The sequence below is a fragment of the Spiroplasma endosymbiont of Othius punctulatus genome, from assembly GCF_964019505.1.
Taxonomy (GTDB): Bacteria; Bacillota_I; Bacilli_A; order Mycoplasmatales; family Mycoplasmataceae; genus TIUS-1.
This window is the reverse complement of sequence record NZ_OZ026449.1, coordinates 702,676-722,502: the sequence shown is the minus strand read 5'-3', so window position 1 is coordinate 722,502 and position 19,827 is coordinate 702,676. Positions and strand designations below refer to the sequence as shown.

General features: G+C 32.8%; 31 protein-coding genes and 1 pseudogene. All 32 read left to right on the top strand.

The features are described from left to right. Positions 1 to 34: 34 nt before the first annotated feature. The 32 genes and pseudogenes from rplC (at position 35) to truA (ending at position 19,821) form a co-directional block, all read left to right on the top strand. A complete protein-coding gene (gene rplC, locus AACL07_RS03460) occupies positions 35 to 736 on the top strand; it encodes a 50S ribosomal protein L3 (RefSeq protein WP_338983360.1) in 702 nt (233 codons plus the stop codon). A 12-nt stretch (positions 737 to 748) separates the two neighbouring features. After that, positions 749 to 1,375 carry a 50S ribosomal protein L4 gene (rplD, locus tag AACL07_RS03455; protein WP_338983358.1) on the top strand — a complete coding sequence of 209 codons (627 nt, stop codon included), beginning with the start codon at positions 749 to 751 and terminating at the stop codon, positions 1,373 to 1,375. Continuing rightward, positions 1,375 to 1,659 carry a 50S ribosomal protein L23 gene (gene rplW / locus AACL07_RS03450; RefSeq protein WP_338983356.1) on the top strand — a complete coding sequence of 95 codons (285 nt, stop codon included), beginning with the start codon at positions 1,375 to 1,377 and terminating at the stop codon, positions 1,657 to 1,659. The genes rplD and rplW overlap by 1 nt, the downstream gene beginning before the upstream one ends. Before the next feature lie 87 nt (positions 1,660 to 1,746). Next, the gene (gene rplB / locus AACL07_RS03445; RefSeq protein WP_338983354.1) at positions 1,747 to 2,589 is read left to right on the top strand and encodes a 50S ribosomal protein L2; all 843 of its coding nucleotides are present in this window, start codon (positions 1,747 to 1,749) and stop codon (positions 2,587 to 2,589) included. A gap of 8 nt (positions 2,590 to 2,597) precedes the next feature. Continuing rightward, a complete protein-coding gene (gene rpsS, locus AACL07_RS03440; protein ID WP_338983352.1) occupies positions 2,598 to 2,870 on the top strand; it encodes a 30S ribosomal protein S19 in 273 nt (90 codons plus the stop codon). A 16-nt stretch (positions 2,871 to 2,886) separates the two neighbouring features. Next, positions 2,887 to 3,228, top strand: a complete 342-nt coding sequence (rplV, locus tag AACL07_RS03435; RefSeq protein ID WP_338983350.1) for a 50S ribosomal protein L22 — start codon at positions 2,887 to 2,889, stop codon at positions 3,226 to 3,228. A gap of 14 nt (positions 3,229 to 3,242) precedes the next feature. Further along, positions 3,243 to 4,100, top strand: coding sequence for a 30S ribosomal protein S3 (gene rpsC, locus AACL07_RS03430; protein WP_422397416.1), 858 nt, complete (start codon positions 3,243 to 3,245; stop codon positions 4,098 to 4,100). A gap of 2 nt (positions 4,101 to 4,102) precedes the next feature. Beyond that, positions 4,103 to 4,516 (top strand): 50S ribosomal protein L16, encoded by a 414-nt coding sequence (rplP, locus tag AACL07_RS03425; RefSeq protein ID WP_338983348.1) that lies wholly within the window; start codon positions 4,103 to 4,105, stop codon positions 4,514 to 4,516. Positions 4,517 to 4,536: 20 nt separating this feature from the next. Continuing rightward, positions 4,537 to 4,950: pseudogene (rpmC, locus tag AACL07_RS03885) on the top strand (50S ribosomal protein L29); the annotation flags it as partial. A 462-nt stretch (positions 4,951 to 5,412) separates the two neighbouring features. Then, on the top strand, positions 5,413 to 5,673 hold the full coding sequence (gene rpsQ, locus AACL07_RS03415) for a 30S ribosomal protein S17 (protein WP_338983344.1): 261 nt from the start codon (positions 5,413 to 5,415) through the stop codon (positions 5,671 to 5,673). A 1-nt stretch (position 5,674) separates the two neighbouring features. Then, positions 5,675 to 6,043 carry a 50S ribosomal protein L14 gene (gene rplN, locus AACL07_RS03410; RefSeq protein ID WP_338983342.1) on the top strand — a complete coding sequence of 123 codons (369 nt, stop codon included), beginning with the start codon at positions 5,675 to 5,677 and terminating at the stop codon, positions 6,041 to 6,043. 10 nt (positions 6,044 to 6,053) lie between these two features. After that, positions 6,054 to 6,368 (top strand): 50S ribosomal protein L24, encoded by a 315-nt coding sequence (gene rplX, locus AACL07_RS03405; RefSeq protein WP_338983340.1) that lies wholly within the window; start codon positions 6,054 to 6,056, stop codon positions 6,366 to 6,368. 13 nt (positions 6,369 to 6,381) lie between these two features. Continuing rightward, complete coding sequence (gene rplE, locus AACL07_RS03400) at positions 6,382 to 6,930, top strand: 50S ribosomal protein L5 (protein WP_338983338.1); 549 nt, start codon at positions 6,382 to 6,384, stop codon at positions 6,928 to 6,930. 11 nt (positions 6,931 to 6,941) lie between these two features. Further along, complete coding sequence (locus AACL07_RS03395; protein ID WP_338983336.1) at positions 6,942 to 7,127, top strand: type Z 30S ribosomal protein S14; 186 nt, start codon at positions 6,942 to 6,944, stop codon at positions 7,125 to 7,127. A 20-nt stretch (positions 7,128 to 7,147) separates the two neighbouring features. Next, positions 7,148 to 7,537 carry a 30S ribosomal protein S8 gene (gene rpsH / locus AACL07_RS03390; RefSeq protein WP_338983334.1) on the top strand — a complete coding sequence of 130 codons (390 nt, stop codon included), beginning with the start codon at positions 7,148 to 7,150 and terminating at the stop codon, positions 7,535 to 7,537. Between the two features lie 12 nt (positions 7,538 to 7,549). Beyond that, on the top strand, positions 7,550 to 8,092 hold the full coding sequence (rplF, locus tag AACL07_RS03385; protein ID WP_338983332.1) for a 50S ribosomal protein L6: 543 nt from the start codon (positions 7,550 to 7,552) through the stop codon (positions 8,090 to 8,092). A gap of 24 nt (positions 8,093 to 8,116) precedes the next feature. After that, a complete protein-coding gene (rplR, locus tag AACL07_RS03380; RefSeq protein WP_338983330.1) occupies positions 8,117 to 8,467 on the top strand; it encodes a 50S ribosomal protein L18 in 351 nt (116 codons plus the stop codon). A 9-nt stretch (positions 8,468 to 8,476) separates the two neighbouring features. Next, the gene (rpsE, locus tag AACL07_RS03880) at positions 8,477 to 9,973 is read left to right on the top strand and encodes a 30S ribosomal protein S5 (protein WP_422397415.1); all 1,497 of its coding nucleotides are present in this window, start codon (positions 8,477 to 8,479) and stop codon (positions 9,971 to 9,973) included. 11 nt (positions 9,974 to 9,984) lie between these two features. Further along, complete coding sequence (gene rplO / locus AACL07_RS03370; RefSeq protein ID WP_338983328.1) at positions 9,985 to 10,422, top strand: 50S ribosomal protein L15; 438 nt, start codon at positions 9,985 to 9,987, stop codon at positions 10,420 to 10,422. Between the two features lie 7 nt (positions 10,423 to 10,429). Then, positions 10,430 to 11,830, top strand: coding sequence for a preprotein translocase subunit SecY (gene secY, locus AACL07_RS03365; protein ID WP_338983326.1), 1,401 nt, complete (start codon positions 10,430 to 10,432; stop codon positions 11,828 to 11,830). 10 nt (positions 11,831 to 11,840) lie between these two features. After that, entirely contained in the window at positions 11,841 to 12,476 is a 636-nt protein-coding gene (locus tag AACL07_RS03360; RefSeq protein WP_338983324.1) for an adenylate kinase, read from the top strand. Next, positions 12,476 to 13,243, top strand: coding sequence for a type I methionyl aminopeptidase (map, locus tag AACL07_RS03355; RefSeq protein ID WP_338983322.1), 768 nt, complete (start codon positions 12,476 to 12,478; stop codon positions 13,241 to 13,243). Before AACL07_RS03360 ends, map begins: the two co-directional genes overlap by 1 nt. Further along, complete coding sequence (gene infA, locus AACL07_RS03350) at positions 13,244 to 13,471, top strand: translation initiation factor IF-1 (protein WP_162649936.1); 228 nt, start codon at positions 13,244 to 13,246, stop codon at positions 13,469 to 13,471. Positions 13,472 to 13,497: 26 nt separating this feature from the next. Then, positions 13,498 to 13,611 carry a 50S ribosomal protein L36 gene (rpmJ, locus tag AACL07_RS03345; protein WP_020834730.1) on the top strand — a complete coding sequence of 38 codons (114 nt, stop codon included), beginning with the start codon at positions 13,498 to 13,500 and terminating at the stop codon, positions 13,609 to 13,611. Positions 13,612 to 13,622: 11 nt separating this feature from the next. Continuing rightward, positions 13,623 to 13,988 (top strand): 30S ribosomal protein S13, encoded by a 366-nt coding sequence (rpsM, locus tag AACL07_RS03340; protein WP_338983298.1) that lies wholly within the window; start codon positions 13,623 to 13,625, stop codon positions 13,986 to 13,988. Between the two features lie 13 nt (positions 13,989 to 14,001). Continuing rightward, on the top strand, positions 14,002 to 14,391 hold the full coding sequence (rpsK, locus tag AACL07_RS03335; RefSeq protein WP_338983296.1) for a 30S ribosomal protein S11: 390 nt from the start codon (positions 14,002 to 14,004) through the stop codon (positions 14,389 to 14,391). Between the two features lie 3 nt (positions 14,392 to 14,394). After that, entirely contained in the window at positions 14,395 to 15,348 is a 954-nt protein-coding gene (locus AACL07_RS03330; RefSeq protein WP_338983294.1) for a DNA-directed RNA polymerase subunit alpha, read from the top strand. 11 nt (positions 15,349 to 15,359) lie between these two features. After that, a complete protein-coding gene (gene rplQ, locus AACL07_RS03325; RefSeq protein ID WP_338983292.1) occupies positions 15,360 to 15,719 on the top strand; it encodes a 50S ribosomal protein L17 in 360 nt (119 codons plus the stop codon). 145 nt (positions 15,720 to 15,864) lie between these two features. Next, the gene (locus AACL07_RS03320; RefSeq protein ID WP_338983290.1) at positions 15,865 to 17,055 is read left to right on the top strand and encodes an energy-coupling factor transporter ATPase; all 1,191 of its coding nucleotides are present in this window, start codon (positions 15,865 to 15,867) and stop codon (positions 17,053 to 17,055) included. Positions 17,056 to 17,216: 161 nt separating this feature from the next. After that, positions 17,217 to 18,113 carry an energy-coupling factor transporter ATPase gene (locus tag AACL07_RS03315; protein ID WP_422397430.1) on the top strand — a complete coding sequence of 299 codons (897 nt, stop codon included), beginning with the start codon at positions 17,217 to 17,219 and terminating at the stop codon, positions 18,111 to 18,113. A gap of 7 nt (positions 18,114 to 18,120) precedes the next feature. Continuing rightward, entirely contained in the window at positions 18,121 to 19,071 is a 951-nt protein-coding gene (locus AACL07_RS03310; RefSeq protein WP_338983286.1) for an energy-coupling factor transporter transmembrane component T, read from the top strand. Between the two features lie 3 nt (positions 19,072 to 19,074). Then, positions 19,075 to 19,821 (top strand): tRNA pseudouridine(38-40) synthase TruA, encoded by a 747-nt coding sequence (gene truA / locus AACL07_RS03305; protein ID WP_338983284.1) that lies wholly within the window; start codon positions 19,075 to 19,077, stop codon positions 19,819 to 19,821. The last annotated feature ends 6 nt before the right edge of the window (positions 19,822 to 19,827 follow it).

Here is a 19,827-nt window from a genome sequence, read left to right as displayed (position 1 = left end):
TGAAACTCATTACAAAAGATAAAGGAGAAAATCTATGATAGGAATCTTAGGACAAAAACTAGAGATGACTCAAGTATTCGACGAAAATGGAAAATTAATTCCAGTTACTGTTGTTGCTGTTGAACCAAATAAAGTTCTTGCAGTTAAAACAATTGAAAAAGACGGATATGAAGCACTTAAATTAGGTGTGGGTCAAAAAAGAGAAAATTTAGTTAACAAACCACAGATGGGACAGTTCAAAGCAGCAAACTCATCACCTAAGCGCTTCGTTAAAGAGATTCGTAACATGAAAGGTTTCGAAGTTGGAGAAGATCTAAAACCAGGTCAACTATTCCAACCAGGAACATTCATCGATGTTACAGGAATTTCTAAAGGTAAAGGATTCGCTGGGGCTATTAAAAGACACAACTACTCAATAGGACCAAAATCACATGGGTCAGGATACCACAGAGGTATTGGATCAATGGGAGCTATTATTAACAGAATATTTAAATCTAAAAAAATGGCTGGTCACATGGGACACGAAAAAGTAACAATACAAAACTTAGAAATCGTTGCAATTTTAGATGATAAAAATGTAATCCTTGTTAAAGGTTCAATACCAGGACCTAAAAAAGGATTTGTAATTATCAAGCAAAATGCTAAAGGTAAAAAAGCAACAACAACTTCACAAATTATTTCTAGAAACAAAAAACAAGAGGCGCCAATTTCAGAAGAAGTGGCAGCAACTGAGTAATAGGGGGTTTATATGAAAATTAAAGTATTTGATATTACAGGTAAAACCGTTAAAGAAATTGAAATTGCTTCAAGTGTATTTGGAATCAAACCACACAAACAAGCAATGTTCGATACTGTTGTTTCTCAACAAGCGGCCTTAAGACAAGGAACTAGAAAAGTAAAAACAAGAGGTGAAGTTCGTGGTGGTGGAAAAAAACCATGAAGACAAAAAGGAACAGGTAGAGCTCGTCAAGGATCTATCAGAGCACCACAATGAAGAGGTGGTGGAGTTGTCTTTGGACCAACTCCAAATATTAACTACAAAAAAATGGTTAATAAAAAAGTTAGACAATTAGCAATTAAATCAGCTTTATCAATTAAAGCAAAAGAAGTTAATTTAATAATTGTTGATCAATTCAAATTTGCTAAACCTTCAACAAAAGGGTTTATCAAACTTCGTAAAGATTTATCAATCAACGAAAACAAAACATTAGTTGTTACACTTGAAGACGATTTTAACGTAGCTAAATCATCATCAAATATTCAAGGTGTAAAAACAATTGATGTAATCAAGTTGAACTTATTTGACATAATGAATGCAAAAACATTATTGATTACAGAAGATGCCGTAAGACACATCGAGGAGGTATACGCCTAATGCACTTAACAGAAGTTATTAAAAAACCATTGTTAACAGAAAAGACATATGCTTCAAGATCAAATAATGAATATGCTTTCATAGTTGATAAAAGAGCAAACAAAGTACAAATCAAAAAAGCGTTCGAAACAATCTTTAATGTAAAAGTAGAAGATGTTAGAACAATGAATTACGATGGTAAAGAAAAAAGAATGGGTAAGTTCGTTGGAACTAAAGCCTCATACAAAAAAGCTATCATCAAATTAAAAGATGGAGAGAAATTCGAAATCTTAAATGACTTATAGAATTTAATTTATTGTAGAAAAAACTATTAGTGTAATAGTTATATATTGCAATTATTGTATAAGCGATTGACGACAAGGAGACACATTATGCCAATCAAAAAGTATAAGCCAACCACTAACGGTCGCCGTAATATGACAACACTTGATTATTCTGTTTTAACAACAGATAAACCTGAAGGTTCTTTAGTTACAAGACTAAACAAAAAAGGTGGACGTAATAATCAAGGTCACATTACTACAAGACATAAAGGTGGTGGACACAAAAGGAATTACAGAATTATTGATTTCAAAAGAAATAAATTTGATATTCCTGGAAAAATAGCAACTATTGAATATGATCCAAACAGAAATGCGTTCATTTCATTGGTAAATTACGCAGACGGAGAAAAACGTTACATTTTATTTGCAAAAGGTATGAAGGTAGGACAAGAAGTTATTGCCTCACAAAATGCAGATATTAAAACTGGGAACGCTGCACCATTAAAAAACATTCCTGAAGGTACATTAATTCATAATATTGAAATGAGACCAGGTAAGGGTGGACAAATGGCTAGATCTGCTGGAGCATCAGCCCAAATCTTGGGTAGAGACGAAGCGGATGGTAAATATGTAATTATTAGACTAGGTTCTGGAGAAGTTAGAAAAATATTAGCAGAGTGTTACGCAACAGTTGGTGAAGTTGGAAATGAAGAGTACAACTTAGTTAACTGAGGTAAAGCCGGAAGAAACCGTTGAAGAGGAATCAGGCCAACAGTTAGGGGTTCAGTTATGAACCCTAACGATCACCCACATGGTGGGGGTGAGGGACGTGCTCCAATTGGACGTTCAGCACCAGTTACACCTTGAGGTAAAAAAGCTCTTGGAGTTAAAACAAGAAATAAGAAAAAAGCTTCTACAAAATTAATTGTTAGAAGAAGAGAAAAAAAATAGGGGGTTAGATGTCTAGATCATTAAAAAAAGGTCCATTTGCTGACGATTATCTTTTAAAGAAAGTCGATGCTATAAAAGATGGTAAAAACGAAACAATCAAAACTTGATCAAGAAGATCATCTATCTTCCCAAGCTTTGTTGGTCATACATTCGCTGTATACAACGGAAAAGAATTCATCAATGTTTATGTTACTGAAGACATGGTCGGACACAAGTTGGGAGAATTTTCTCCAACTCGTAAGTTCGGTGGTCACGGTGATGACAAGAAGAAAAAGAAATAGGTAAAGGAATTAGATTATGGAAACAAACGCAAAATTATCTATGCTAAGAACTTCACCTAGAAAAGTTAGACTAGTAGCTGATGCTATTAGAGGCAAAAAAATTGATGAAGCAATAGCAATATTAAATAATACAGATAAGAGATCATCTGAACCTGTATTAAAATTATTAAACTCAGCAATCGCTAACGCGGTTAATAATGACGGTGCAGAAGCAGATAAGTTATTTGTAAAAACAATATTAGTAAACGAAGGTCCAACTCTAAAAAGATTTAGACCAAAAGATCACGGTAAAGCATTTGAGATTTTAAAACGTACAAGCCACATAACAATTGTTGTAAGTGATGAATTTAAGAAATAGGAGAATAAAAGATTATGGGACAAAAAGTATCACCTAATGTTCTTCGTGTTGGTATTATCCGCGGTTGAGAAGACCGTTGATATGCTGAAAAAGACGAATATGTAAAATGATTACATGAAGACATTAAGATCAGAAAAACTTTATTAAAAGATTTTAAAAACTCAGCAGTTTCTAAAATTGAAATTGAAAGAACTAAAAAAGAAATTATCTTATTTATTCACACAGCAAGACCAGCAGTTGTATTGGGACAAGAAGGGAAAAATATTCCTGCACTTGTTAAAAGAGTACAAATGACAATTAAAAGCAAAAATGCAAAAATCAAGATCAACGTAATAGAAATTAAAAACCCAGATATCAATGCTGCATTAGTTGCCGCATTTATCGGAGAACAAATTACAAACCGTGCATCATTTAGAACTGTACAAAAATTAGCTATTAGAAAAGCACTTAAATCTGGAGCAAAAGGAATTAAAACTTCTGTATCTGGTCGTTTAGGTGGAGTTGAAATGGCTAGAACTGAAGGATACCTAGAAGGTTCAGTTCCTCTATCAACACTACGTGCAGATATTGATTACGCTCTATATGAAGCAATGACAGTTTACGGACAAATTGGTGTTAAGGTTTGAATTAACCATGGTGAAATTTTAGATAAAAATAATAGAAATAAAAATCTATTCATTACTGAAAAACCTGCTAGTTCAAAACCATACCCACCAAGACAAGGTGGACAAAGAGATGGAAATAGACCATCAAATAGAAATGATGGTCAAAGACCAAACAACAACAGACCAAACAACAACAGACCAACTTCAACTTCAAAACCAGCTGCTCCAAGAGCTGCGTCAGATTCAAACTCAAAGGGGACTAAATAATTATGTTAATGCCAAAAAGAGTTAAATACCGTAGACCTCACAGAGTAAGTTATGAAGGTAAAGCAAAAGGTGGAAAATTCGTAGCCTTCGGAGATTACGGATTAATGTCACTTGATGGAGATTGAATTACTTCAAGACAAATCGAAGCATCACGTATCGCAATGACAAGATACATGAAACGTTTTGGTAAAGTTTGAATTAGAATTTTCCCACATATGGCAATTACTAAAAAACCTTTAGAAGTTCGAATGGGATCTGGTAAAGGATCACCTGAAGAATGAGTAGCAGTTGTAAAGCAAGGACAAATTATGTTTGAAATTGGTGGAGTGAGTGAAGAAGTTGCTCATGAAGCGTTGAGACTTGCTATGCACAAACTACCAGTTAGATGTAAAGTGGTTAAAAGAGGTGAAGAATAATGACTAATCAAATAGACTTTATGTTAGAACTAAGAGCTAAGTCTACAAACGACCTAATGAAACTAAGCGAAGAAAAAAGAGCAGAATTATTTGCTTTAAAATTTCAAGCAGCAGTAGGAAGTTTAGAACAAACTCATAAGTTAAAATCACTTAAAAAAGACATTGCCAGAATTGAATTATTAGTTTCAGAAAGACAAAAAGCTGGAGAAATTAAAAAAATCAAACCTGTCAAAACAAACTATTCTAAAGCAGTTAAAGCGGCTGACAAAGAAGGACAAATCGTTAGAAAAAAACAAATTGAACAAGTACAACAAATGCAACAAGGTCAAATGGGTATGGGTTCAAATGTTGATGACTTTACAGCAGCTATGATGGCTGGTGCAGGAATGGAAGCCCCAAAAGCAATCGAACCTGTAGTTAAAGCAGAAACAAAAGTTGAAGCTAAACCGGCTGCAAAACCTGCAGCTAAAAAAGCAGAAGCAAAACCAGTTGCAAAACCTGCAGCTAAAAAAGCAGAAGCAAAAGTTGAAGCTAAACCAGCTGCAAAAGCAGAAGCTAAACCAGCTGCAAAACCTGTAGCTAAAAAAGCAGAAGCTAAACCAGCTGCAAAACCTGTAGCTAAAAAAGCAGAAGCTAAACCAGCTGCAAAACCTGCAGCTAAAAAAGCAGAAGCAAAACCAGCTGCAAAACCTGCAGCTAAAAAAGCAGAAGCAAAAAAACCAAGCGAGATTGATGTTCCTTACGAAGATAACTTCGTAGCTATAAATCTTGATTTACCAAAAAAACCAAAACAAGCTAAAACTTATGTTTTTGGTTCAAACAAAAACCTACTAGATAAAGAATTGAAAGACGCAAAAAACAATTCTAAAAAGAAATAATAAGGGATGAGAACAATTATGGAAAGAGAAACATTAAGAAAAACTTTTACTGGTAAAGTTGTGTCAGATAAGATGGACAAAACAATTACTGTATTAGTTGAAACTTATAAAACACACCCAAGATACAAAAAACGTTACAAACACTCAAAGAAATATAAAGCACATGATGAACAAGGAGTTGCCAAGATTGGTGACAAAGTTGAAATCATGGAAACAAGACCACTAAGTAAAACTAAAAATTTCAGATTAATCAAAGTTCTAGAGAAGTCATTAATTTAATATGTTACAGACAGAATCAAGATTAAAAGTCGCTGATAATTCAGGCGCAAAAGAAATTTTAGTTATTAGAAACTTAGGTGGGAGTGTTAGAAAATTTACAAATATTGGAGACATCATTGTTGCTACAGTTAAACAAGCAACACCTGGTGGAACAGTAAAAAAAGGACAAGTAGTTAAAGCTGTAATTGTTAGATCAGTTCGTGGAGTTAGAAGAGAAGATGGTACATATATCAAGTTCTCAGAAAACGCAGCCGTAATTATTAAAGACGATAAATCACCAAGAGGTACACGTATCTTTGGTCCAATTGCTAGAGAAGTTAAAGACGCAGGTTTTTCAAAAATCGCATCATTAGCTCCCGAAGTACTTTAAGAGGTATTATATGAAACTTAAATTAAAAGTTGGAGACGTCGTAAAAGTAATTGCAGGTTCACACAAAGGTGAGCAAGGTCCTATTGCTAAATTTTCAAAAGATCGTTCAAGAGTGTACGTAAAAGGGATTACAGGTGTTAAGCATCAAAAGCCAACGCAAGATGGAAAAGAAGGTGGAATTATCCAAATAGATATTTCAGTAGATACTTCAAACGTTGCTTTAATTGATCCAAAAAATAAATCATCAATTACAAAAGTAGGTTATAAAATCACTGGTTCTAAAAAAACTAGAATAGCAAAAAAATCAGGTAATTCATTAAAATAGGAGGAATTAATTTATGACAAATAAAAGTGCATTAGAAACATTATATAAAGATAAAATAATTCCTTTATTAATGAAGGAATTCAAATACACATCAATCATGGAAGTTCCTAAGTTAACAAAAATAGTTCTTAACATGGGAATTGGTGATGCTGTGCAAGATTCAAAAAGAATCGATGATGCTGCAATTGAAATGCAACAAATAACAGGTCAAAAACCACTTGTTACTCGTGCAAAAAAATCAATAGCAGTATTCAAACTACGTGAAGGTATGCCAATTGGTGTAAAAGTAACTTTACGTGGTAAAAAGATGTATGACTTTATGTCAAAACTTATAAATGTTTCACTGCCACGTGTTCGTGACTTTAAAGGTGTTCCAAATAAAGGTTTTGATAAACAAGGAAACTACACAATGGGTATCAAAGAACAAATCATTTTCCCAGAAATAGATTATGACAAAGTAAAAAAAATCCGTGGTATGGATATTACATTCGTAACAACAGCAAAAAATAAGGACGAATCATTCTCAATGTTAAAAAAAATGGGAATGCCATTCGCTAAGTAAGGGTAAATAAAATGGCAAGAAAAGCATTAAAAGTTAAACAAGCTAAACAACAAAAATTTAAAGTTAGAAATTATACTCGTTGCGGAAACTGCGGTAGACCACATTCAGTATTAAAAAGATTCAATCTATGCCGTATTTGTTTCAGAAACTTGGCCTACAAAGGTCAAATTCCTGGAGTCAAAAAAGCATCATGATAATACAAGGAGAAAAATAAATTATGACAACAGACGTAATTGCAGATATGCTTACTAGAATTAGAAACGCCAATCAACGTTTTCATCCAACTGTATTAATACCAGGATCAAAAATGAAACAAGATATCGCAAAAATTCTAAAAGCAGAAGGATTCATTGAAGACTTCAAACTAAGCAAAGATTATAAAAAAGATATAACAATAACTTTAAAATATGTAGAAAAACAAAGAGTAATCCGTGGTTTAAAAAGAATTTCTAAACCAGGATTAAGAGTTTATTCAAACGCTAGCGAAATACCACAAGTACTAAACGGATTAGGAATAGCAATCATATCAACATCAAAAGGAATAATTACAGATAAAGTTGCTCGCACTACTAACGTAGGTGGTGAAGTATTAGCCTTTATTTGATAATAGGAGGAACATATGTCACGTATAGGAAATAGAGTTCTAAAAATTCCAGCAGGAGTTGAAGCAAGGATCGAAGAAAATAACACAGTTATAATCAAAGGTCCAAAAGGAGAATTAAAACAATCATTCTCACCACTAATATCTATCGCAATAGAAGAAGGTGGAATATCAACAAAACGTTCAAATGAAATCAAACATACAAAACAATTACACGGAACAACAAACTCATTAATATCGGGAATGTTGGTTGGTGTAAGTGTTGGTTACAAAATTGAACTAGATATCGTTGGAGTTGGGTACCGTGCAGCATTAGCTGGTGATAAAATAAACTTATCACTTGGTTACTCACACCCAGTCGCATATCAAATACCAAAAGGTGTTACAGTAGAAATCCCAAAACCAATTAAAATTATCGTTACAGGTATCGATAAACAATTAGTTGGTCAAGTTTGTGCAAATATAAGAGCTTACAAAAAACCAGAACCATACAAAGGTAAAGGTATTAAATACAGTGATGAAAAAATCATCAGAAAAGAAGGAAAATCAGCTGGTAAATAATCAGTTAGATAAGTTGGAGATCAAATGAAATATTCAAAAGCAGAAGCTAGAAAAAGAAGACACTTCCGTGTTCGTTCAAAAGTTAGCGGAACAAAAACTAAACCAAGACTTAATGTATTTAAATCAAACTCATTCTTTTATGCACAAATCATTGACGATGTAAAAGGTGTCACACTAGTTAGTGCGTCATCAATCAAATTGGGATTAAAAAACGGATGTAATATTGAAGCTGCAAAAGCAGTTGCAAAAGACTTGGCAAAAAAAGCTAAAACAAAAAAAATAGATGAAGTAGTATTTGACCGTGGGGGATATATTTTCCATGGTAAAGTTAAGGCGTTTGCCGAAGCTGTTAGAGAAGAAGGGATTAAGTTTTAAGAGGTACGCATGGCAGAAATTACAAAAGCAAATACAGCAACAAAATCACCAAGCGATTTTAAACCTACAAATTCAAACTCAACATCAAACGCTTCATCAGATAACAAAAGAACATTTAACAATAAAAAACGTGATGGTAAACAAGGTTTTAACCGTGTAAGAGAAGAAAATCCTTATATTGAAAAAGTTGTTGCTATCAACCGTGTTACAAAAGTTACTAAAGGTGGGAGAAGATTCCGTTTTGGTGCAGTTGTAGTTATCGGTGATAAAAAAGGTAAAGTTGGATTAGGAACAGGAAAAGCAAACGAAGTTCCAGATGCAATTAAAAAAGCTATTAAACAAGCAAGAAGAGCACTAATTGATGTACCTATTTCAGGTACAACAGTTCCACATGAAATCATTGGACACTTTGGATCAGGACGCGTGTTAATTAAACCTGCCGTAAAAGGTAAAGGGGTAATTGCCGGAGGACCTGCTCGTGCGGTTATTGAATGTGCTGGTATTGGTGATGTTTACGTTAAATCTTTAGGATCAAATACTCCAATCAATATGATTAGAGCAACTCTTGATGGATTAAGTGAAATGATGACTCCAGAACAAATCTTGATGTTAAGAAAAGGTATTAAACCAGCTCCTAAACCATCTCCAAAAGTGGAAGCACCAAGAACTGAATTTAGAAAAGAAGCACCTAAACCTGCTGCTCCTAAAAAAGAAGCTTCAGAACATGATTCTTCAGCTTGATTTGCGGCAAAACCTGCTAAACCAGTTGAAGTTAAAAAAGAAGCACCTAAACCTGCTGCACCTAAACCTAAACCAGTTGAAGTTAAAAAAGAAGCTCCTAAACCAGTTGTAAAAGCTGTAGAACCCAAAAAAGTTGAAGTTGTAGAAGTTTCAAAAACTGAACAATCTGACGCTAATAAGTTCTTAAAAGAAATGGAGAAAAAATATGCAGATGAATTAGCTGCAAAAACACAATCTCCATCAGCTGCTGATTTAGAAGCTAAAAAATTAGCTGAAGCAAAAGCAAAAGAAGCTGCCAAAAAAGAAGCAGAAGCTAAAAAAGAAGCAGAAAAAAAATTAGCTGAAGCTAAAAAAATTCAAGAAAAAGCAAAATTAGAAACTGATGTTAAAGCAAAAGCTGCTGCAAACAAAGAAGCTGATAAGTTAAAACTTGAAGCAGAAAAAGCTAAAGCATCTGCTAAAAAAGAAGCAGAAGCTAAAAAGAAAGCAGAAAAAGATGCTGCAGATGCTGCTAAAAAAGTAGAAGCTGCTAAAAAAATTAATGTTAAAGAACTTACTTCAGAAGAAAGATCTAAACTTGATGGTTCTGCAACTATCAAAGAAAAAAGAAGTGATTTACAAAAACACTCAACAACAACTAGAAAAATGGCAATTCAAAATAAATTGTCTGCCAAATTACAAAAAGCAAACTTAAGAGATATGACTAAAAAAGAATTGATTCAATACATGCAATCAATTAGAGAAGAAATGTCTAAAAAACAATAGGAGAGTCTTACATGAAATTACATGAATTAAAATATACTGAAGGTTCTAAAAAAGACACTACTAGAGTTGGTAGAGGTATGGCATCTGGTAAGGGTAAAACTTCAACACGTGGTCACAAAGGACAAAACTCACGTAGTGGTGGTGGAGTTAGACCTGGGTTCGAGGGTGGACAAACTCCATTATTTAGAAGGCTTCCAAAAATTGGGTTTACAAATATTTTCCAAAAAGAATATGTAATCATCAACTTAGAAAAATTACAAACTTTAAAAACAGACTTAGTTAACCATGATACATTGTTTGAAGCAAAAATCATCAAGAAAAAAAATGTGTTAATTAAAATTTTAGGTAATGGTAAAGTTACAAAAAAATTAACTGTAAAAGTTAATAAAGTATCAAAAAGTGCCGAAGAAGCAATTAAAGCTGCCGGAGGTAGCATCGAGGTAATTTAAGGTGTCAATGAAAAGATCAGAGCAAGTCAATAAAAAAGACAAGCCTAAGTTTACAATTAAAAACAAAGACCTAGTGAAGAGAATAATCTTCACTTTAGTTGTTTTATTACTTGTAAAAATAGCGATGTTAATTACAGTGCCTGGTGTTACATTATCAGACAACTATTCGGAAGGGGCTAATAACATTGAATTTTTCAAACTACTATCAACACTTGGTGGTGGTAGTATAAATCAATTTTCAATATTAGCCCTTGGGGTGTCGCCTTATATTACTGCATCTATTATTACTCAACTTCTTTCAACGGACGTGGTTCCAATTCTAACGAACTGGTCCAAATCTGGAGAGAGAGGTCGAAAAAAAATAGATAAACTTACAAAAGTATTAACAATTCCATTTGCTTTAATGCAAACAATTGCGACAATATTTACGCTGTCTCAATATGGTTTGATTGAACCAAAATGGGGAGACCCATCTTCAATAGGTGGTGCAACATTCTACTTTTTCTTAGTTCCAATAATTATGTTGGCTGGTACGTTCTTAATGTTATGAATTGCTGACCAAATTACAATTAAAGGAATTGGGAATGGGGTATCAATAATTATTTTTGTTGGTATTGTTTCGGGAATGCCACAAAACATTATCGATACTTATGCCTTTTGAACTAAAGCTTCAAGTGAAGCCACTATATTGTTTGAAGGTTTAATTTACTTTTCAATATATATGATTGCCTTCGTGTTTGTTATATTCATTGTTACATTCATAAATGAAGTAGAAAGAAAAATTCCAATCCAACAAACAGGATCGGGACTCGTCGAAAACGAAGATAACATGCCTTACCTTCCATTGAAATTAAACAATGCAGGGGTAATACCTGTAATCTTCGCATCGGCGATCATATCAACGCCTATAACAATTGCTGAGATAATAAAGACAACAAGTCCAGATAATGGGTTTGTCTGATTTACAAATAACTTCTTATCCTTCTCATCATGAGGTGGAATTGCGATATATGCTACGACTGTAATATTGTTTACATTCCTGTACTCGCAAGTTCAAATCAATCCAGAAAAGATAGCAGATAACTTTAATAAATCAGGAACATTTATTCCCGGTATCAACCCTGGTAAGGACACTCAAAAATTTTTAAGTGGAACCATAAATAGGTTAAGTTGTTTTGGATCTGTATTCCTAGCGCTAATTGCAGCTCTACCATACATAATTGCAAAACTAACTGATCTACCATCCAATCTTGCGATCGGTGGTACAGGATTAATTATTATTATTTCTGTTGCTTTACAAACAACACAACAAGTAAAAGGTAGATTGATTCAACAATCATTTATCGATAAAAAACAAGATAAATTTGAAAACGGTATTAACGATTCAAATACATCACATATTTGATAGGAGAAACATTATGAATATTTTATTATTAGGTGCCCCAGGGTCTGGTAAAGGAACTGCTTCAGAACAATTAATTGATAAAAATGGATTTACTCAATTATCAACTGGAGATCTTTACAGGGCTGAAATTTCAAATAAAACTGAATTAGGACTTAAAGCAATTGAATATATGAATGCTGGAAAATATGTTCCAGACGAAATTACAATTGGTATGGTTGCTAAGTTTTTAGAAACAAAATCAACTAACTTATTATTCGATGGATTTCCTAGAACTCTTGTTCAAGCACAAGAATTAGATAAATTATTAGCAGCAAAAGGGACAAAGTTAGACGTGGTTCTTCACTTTAAATGTGATGAATCAGTTTTACTTGAAAGACTTTCAAATAGAATCATTTGCCCAAAATGTAAAAAGAGTTATCACAAAGTAAACATTAGACCAAAAGTAGAATGAATTTGTGACACTGACGGAACAGAGTTGGTTGTAAGACCAGATGATGCTCCTGAAAAAATTAAAATTCGTTTAGAAGAGTACAATACTCTGACGGCACCCTTAATAAAAATATATAATAATAAAATGGTAGAACTTGACGTTACAAACGTCACACCAAAAAAATTATATGAGGATGTTGTTAAAGGATTAAAACTTTAATGAACATAACATTAAAAAATCAAGACGAATCAGCATTGATGAGATATGCTGGTAAAGTCTTGGGCGCGGCTTTATTTCATTTAAAAGAAATGATAAAGCCGGGAGTTAATTGTTTAGAGTTAGATAAATTTTTTAAAGAGTTTATCAACAAGTATGAATGCAAAAGTAATTTCAAAGGATATTTGGGATTTCCTGCATATACTTGTATTTCTATCAACGAACAATTAATTCATACAATACCTTCTAATTATTCAATTAAGAATGGAGATATTGTTTCAATTGATGCTGGATGCAGTTACAAAGGCTATCATGCCGATGCAGCGTTCAGTGTTATTTGCGGTGATTCAAAAGACCCAGAACACCAAAGGTTGTTAAAAACCACTGAAGAATCCCTAAACCTTGCGATTAAACAAGTCGTTCCAGGAACTAGAGTAGGAAATATATCTTCAACAATAGAAAATTTTGTTGTTGGAGAAGGTTATTATTTACCTACTGAATTTTCTGGACATGGAATAGGAAAATCAATGCATGAAGATCCAATGATCCCAAACCAAGGAATACCAAATAGTGGTGTTCGCTTGAGAGAGGGAATGGCTATATGTATTGAACCAATGGTCCAAATTGGTACAAGTAAAGTTAAGATGTTAAAAGATGGCTGAACAATTGTTTCAGAAAATGGCAAAGCCACAGCACATTTTGAACACACAATACTTGTAACAAAAACAGGACATGAAGTCCTGACTACAATCAAACCAATGGAGGATTAGATGGCTAAAGAAGATTATTTAGAAGTCAGTGGTCAAGTGGTTGAGGTATTACCCAACGCCGCTTTCAAAGTGAAGTTAGAAAACAACATAGTTATTTCAGCTCAAGTTTCTGGTAAAATCCGTATGAATCACATTCGCATTTTACCCGGCGATACAGTAACTGTGGCAATTTCACCATACAACCCAACACTTGGGCGAATCACATACAGATTCAAAAATGGAAAATAATTAATAATCAATGGAGGACCGAGAAGATGAAAGTAAGATCATCAGTAAAAAAAATTTGCGACAAGTGTCGTGTAATTAGAAGAAAAGGTCGTGTAATGATTATTTGTGAACAACCAAAACATAAACAAAGACAAGGATAAGGAGATTACAAATGGCTCGTATTAGTGGAGTAGAAATACCAAACAATAAAAGAGTTGTTATCGGTTTAACTTACATTTATGGAATTGGTCTATCAAGATCACAAAAAATCTTAGCAGACGTTACTATTAACGAAAATGTAAGAGTTAAAGATTTAACCGAAGAACAAATTAAAGTATTAACACAGAGATTAACACAAGAAAAAACAGAGGGTGACCTAAGAAGAGAGCAACTATTAAACATTAAACGTTTAATGGAAATTGGATCTTACAGAGGTAAAAGACACCGTAACGGATTGCCAGTAAGAGGGCAATCTTCAAAAACAAATGCGCGTACAAGAAAAGGTCCTAGAAAGACTGTTGCTAACAAAAAGAAATAGGTAGGAATTAATCATGGCGAAACCAAAAAGAAACGTTAAGAAAAAAATTAAAAAAAATATACCTAAAGGTATAGCACACGTACACGCAACGTTTAACAACACAATTGTAACAATCTCTGATGAAGCAGGAAACGTATTAGCATGATCAAGTGCTGGTACATTAGGATTTAAAGGTTCTAAAAAATCAACACCATACGCCGCACAATTAATTGCAGAAGCTGCAGGAAAAGGTGCGATGGACCATGGTGTAAAAACAATTCAAGTAGAAGTTAAAGGACCTGGACCAGGTCGTGATGCTGCTGTTAGAAGTTTAAGTGGAGTTGGATTAGAAATTGTTTCAATTTATGATAAAACACCATTACCACACAACGGGGTAAGACCTCGTAAGAAACCAAGGGGATAAGAGATGAAACCATTTACAAGACCTGAATACGAAGTTATAAAAAACGACGAAACAAACAGCTACGCTGAATTTACATTACAACCATTAGAAAGAGGGTTTGGTACTACAATTGGAAACGCAATTCGTAGAACATTACTAAGCTCAACACCAGGAGCTGCAGTTTATGCAATTAAAATTACTGGAGCTTCACACGAATTTACTTCTGTCAACGGAATCGTTGAAAACGTAAGTAGAATCGTTTTAAATATCAAAAAATTAATCTTAAAAATTGATGACACAATGTTTGAACAAGGAGAAATAGCTAAGCTAACTCTTAAATCTTCAACTGTTGGTACAGTATCTGCTGCAGACATCGTATGTCCAGCTGGTGTTGAAGTTATCAATAAAGATCTACACATTGCAACTATCTCTGATGGTGGTGTGATGGATATGATCTTGATGGCTAAAAACTCAAGAGGTTATAGATCATTTAAAGAAAATAAAAAAGAAAAACAAGAAGTTGGATCAATCACAATTGATTCAAACTACACACCAGTTTTAAATGTTTCATATGAAGTTGAACCAACAAACATTGGTAAAACACAAGACTATGAAATTTTAAAATTAAACGTTACAACTGATGGATCAGTAACTCCATCAATGGCTGTTGCGGTTGCTGGAAAAATCATGTCAGAACACCTATCTTTATTAGTTGACCTAAACACAAGTACAAGTCAATTAGAAGTATTGGGTGTTGAAGACGAAACTGATGAAAAAGAATTGGATAGACCAATTGAAGAATTAGACTTCACACAAAGATCACTTAACTGTTTGAAAAGAGCAAATGTGAACACTGTGCGTGACCTAGTTGAAAAATCAGAATACGATATTCAAGAAATCCGCAACTTGGGAAAAAAATCTCTAAAAGAAATCAAAGACAAAGTAGCACAACTTGGTTTGCTATTTAGAGCTGTTTAGTAGGAGGCCGAATGTCATATATTCAAAAACAAGGTAAAAACACTGCTTGAAGAGTAGCGTTGATGAGAAACCTAACAACAGAATTAATTGTTAAAGAAAGATTAGAGATTACTGAAACAAGAGCTAAAGAATTAAGAGTTCATTTTGATAAAATGGTTACTTTAGCTAAAAGAGGTGACTTACATGCTCGTAGACAAGCTGCTGCTTGACTAAGAGATATTGATGCTTCTGATAAAGAAACTGCATTACAAAAACTTTTTACAAAAGTTGCTAAAAAATACAAAGATAGAAATGGTGGATACACACGTATATTAAAACTAGATAACCGTAAAGGTGACAACGCACCAATAGTTATTATCGAATTAGTATAGTTATATATTTAAGACACCGAGCTTTATGCTTGGTGTTTTTTTGTGTAATTTTGGTAGAATTATAAATAGATAAACAAAATATCAAAAAGTTGTAAATTATAAAAATTATAATTTAGAATATATATAGATAGATGGTGGAGCAATTATGAAATTGACTTTAAAAGACTTAAATACATTTAAAATAGAACTTAACTCTGAGTGAGGAGCAGTTCTTTTTAAGGCTAAAAAATTACACAAAATTAAAAATAAATATTCAAACAAACAAGTTACTAAAGAAGAAGTTAAAGCGGTAGAACAAGAATACAAAGATGCAAAAGAACAATTTAAAGCACTTACGCTTGATACAAAATTTAAAGACTTCGAAATTGAATGTAAAAGAACTCTTGATAACACTGCTGAGACAGGTGTTAATTATTCTGAAATAAAAGAAGAATATGAATTATCAAAACACCTACACAAAGAATCAAAACAAGCTATTAAAAATAAGGGTAAAAACGCTGAACTATCTAAGAGAAATGATATTTCAATTAAAGTAGAAAATTTAAGTTTTAAATACAAAACAGATCACCCATATGTATTAAAGGATGTTAACTTTGAAATTAAGCATGGTGAATATGTAACTATTATTGGACATAACGGAAGTGGTAAATCAACATTATCAAAATTACTTATTGGGGTTTTAAAAGCTAACGAGGGTAATGTTTCAATTTATGGAAACAAAATAAATTCATCAACAATCAAATACATTATTAAATTCATGGGAATTGTTTTCCAAAATCCTGACAACCAATTTATTGGTTCGACAGTTAAAGATGATATTGCATTTGGTTTAGAAAACAGACAAATGGATCCTGCACTAATGCCTGCAATTATTGAAGAAGTTGCAAAAAAAGTTAGAATGGAAAAATTCCTAGATCATGAACCACTTCTATTATCTGGTGGACAAAAACAAAGAGTTGCTATTGCTTCTGCATTGGCGCTATCACCTGATATCTTAATCTTTGACGAGGCATCAAGTATGCTTGACCCCAAGGGTAAAAGAGACGTTAAAGAAATAATGTTGAACTTAAGAAAAAACGAAAATAAAACAATTATCTCAATTACACACGATATGGATGAAATTCTTAATGCTGACAAAGTTATTGTTATGAATCACGGAGAAATGGTTCGTTGTGGAAAACCGTTTGAAATTTTAAAAGATAAAGAATTTATTAGATCAATAAAATTAGATGTTCCTTTCATTACATTAATGGAAGATGCACTTAATGAGGTCGGAGTTAAAATCGGCCATGTTGAAAACATAGATGATCTAGTGGGGCAAATATGTCAAAAATAATGAATAACGAAAAGGCATTGCAAAAACAATACCAAAAAGAATTGAACACTTTTAGAAAATCTGAAAAACCAGAAATTAAAAAAAGAGTTAAAGAAGTTAAGACATGATTGTCTGAACAAGATTCAAAAGATAAAAAGACTAAGTCTTCGTACAAGTCAAAAATGTTTAGTGCGAAAGCTCCGGCTTTTGATTACAAAGGTGAAATAAAATTAGAAAACATATCTTATGTTTATTCTAAAAATACACCATTTGAATTTAATGCATTAACTAATACAACAGTTGATTTTAAACCAGGTGAAATTACAGCCATTATTGGTACAACTGGTAGTGGTAAATCAACACTTATCCAAATGACAAATGGACTATTAATTTCAGATACTGGAAGAGCTGTTATTGGTACATACCAAATACCCGCTTCAACAAAAAAAATACCTGAAGTAAAACACTTGAGAAGAGAAATTGGTTTAGTTTTCCAATTTCCTGAGTATCAATTATTTGAAGAAACAATAGAAAAAGATATAGCTTTCGGACCTATTAACTTAGGTGGAGATAAATTTGAATCAATTGCAAAGGTGCCTGAATACTTGAAAATGGTAGACTTACCAGAAGAGTATGCAAAAAGGTCTCCTTTTGACCTAAGTGGTGGTCAGAAACGACGTGTTGCTATTGCCGGTATTGTTGCCATGGATGGAAATACATTAGTACTTGATGAACCAACTGGTGGACTTGACCCAAGAGGTGAAGAAGACTTCATGGCTTTATTTCAAAGATTGAATAAAGAAAAAGGTAAAAGAATTATCATCGTCACACATAACATGGATCACGTTTTACAAATTGCTGATCAAGTTGTAGTAATGAAAGAGGGACAACTTTTTACAAAAGATACTCCATCTAATGTGTTTAAAAATAAAGAGATGATTGAAGAGTTGGGTATTGAACCACCAAAACTTTATAATCTTGCATATAAATTAAAAGAAAAAGGCATTGATGTCTTAGATAAAGATTTCAGAACTGTAGAAGAATTAGCAAAAATAATTAAAGAAGCTAAGAAAAAGTAGGTAAATTATGAGAATGGTATTTGGAAGATATATCCCCAACAATTCAATAATGCATAAAATGGATCCAAGATTAAAACTGTTAATGATAATAGTTATGATTGTTGTATTATTTTTTCCTATAGGTTTTACAGGATTTGCTTTAATTGGACCAGTAATTTTATTAATGTATGCGGTATCAAAACTAAGATGAACAATGCTATTTAAAATATTAATACCAGTATCATTTATTTTTATAGTGTTGCTTGTTATTAATATATTTGCAGGTAAACCAGAGGCTATTGAATTAGCAAACTGGGAAGAATTGGCAAATGGTATTTACTTATGAAAACAAGATGTTGGTGCTGGATATGTCTTAGCATTGGGTGGATCACTTGATTCGTCAGGTAAATTAATAAGTGAATTTGCATTCATCTCAGAAACAACTCTTTATAATGCAATTTATATGACATTAAGAATATTCTTAATGATTACACTAACATGTATTTTAGCTGGAACAACACAACCACTGGCACTAACATTAGCTATAGAAGATTTACTATGACCATTGAAAGCCATTGGTTTCCCAGTATTCATATTTTCAACAATTATCTCAATTGCTTTACGTATGATTCCAACACTAATTGACGAAGCGGGAAGAATTATGAAGGCACAAGCTTCAAGAGGTATTGATTTTAAAAATGGAAAATTAAGAGACAAAGCTAAAACAATGGTTTCATTAATTATTCCTCTATTAGTATCTGCCTTCCAAAAGGCAGAGGACTTAGCTTACGCTATGGACTCACGTGGATATGATCCTTCAGCTAGAAGAACACGTTACCGTCAATTTAGTTTTAGAATGAGTGATTTTATATTTTTCTTCATTGGAATGGCTGCATGTATTTTATTATTCTGCTATCCATATGTAGATGTGTTGAGTCAAATTCAAATACCAAGAATAGACTTAATTTTGAATATTTAGAACATGAAGTATTATTTTTTATTATCACTTTCATATGATGGTTATGGATATAATGGTTGATCAAAACAACAAGATATAAAAACAACTATTCAAGGCAATCTTGAACATGCGTTAAGCATGTTTTGTCAGTCTGATGATTTTAATTGTTGAGGCGCGTCTAGAACGGATTCACATGTACATGCAATAGATCAAAAGGTTAAAGTTGAATTAAGTTTTTTACCTGATCTAGATAGAATGATTAGGTCACTAAATAAAATACTACCAATTGACATTCGTGTCACACATATTGAATTAACAACTAAAGACTTCAACATTAGAGGAGCGGTTTCAAAAAAATACCAATATCAAATAGCTACTTCCGAACCGGGAGTGTTCGATGGAAGGTACTATCAATATTGTGATTCTAGATATTTTGACTTTAAAAAATTTAAAAATGCTATAATGGTATTTAATGGAACGCATAACTTTAAGCATTTTACTTCACTTAGCGAAACTGAAATTGTAGATAAGGAAGTGGTCAGAACCATAAACTCTATTAGGGTTAAAAGGTTGGGCACTAAAATTTTTATTGAATTTACGTCTAAAGGTTTTTTGACACATCAAATTAGAAGAATGGTCGGTGCATCAATTGCTCATGCACAAAATAAAATAGAGCTCCAAAAAATTATAAACGTTCTCCAATTGCGTGAAGGCAAATTAGATTACACAGCAGAAGGGAAAGGATTATTCTTAAAAAAAATAACTTATTAAGGGACA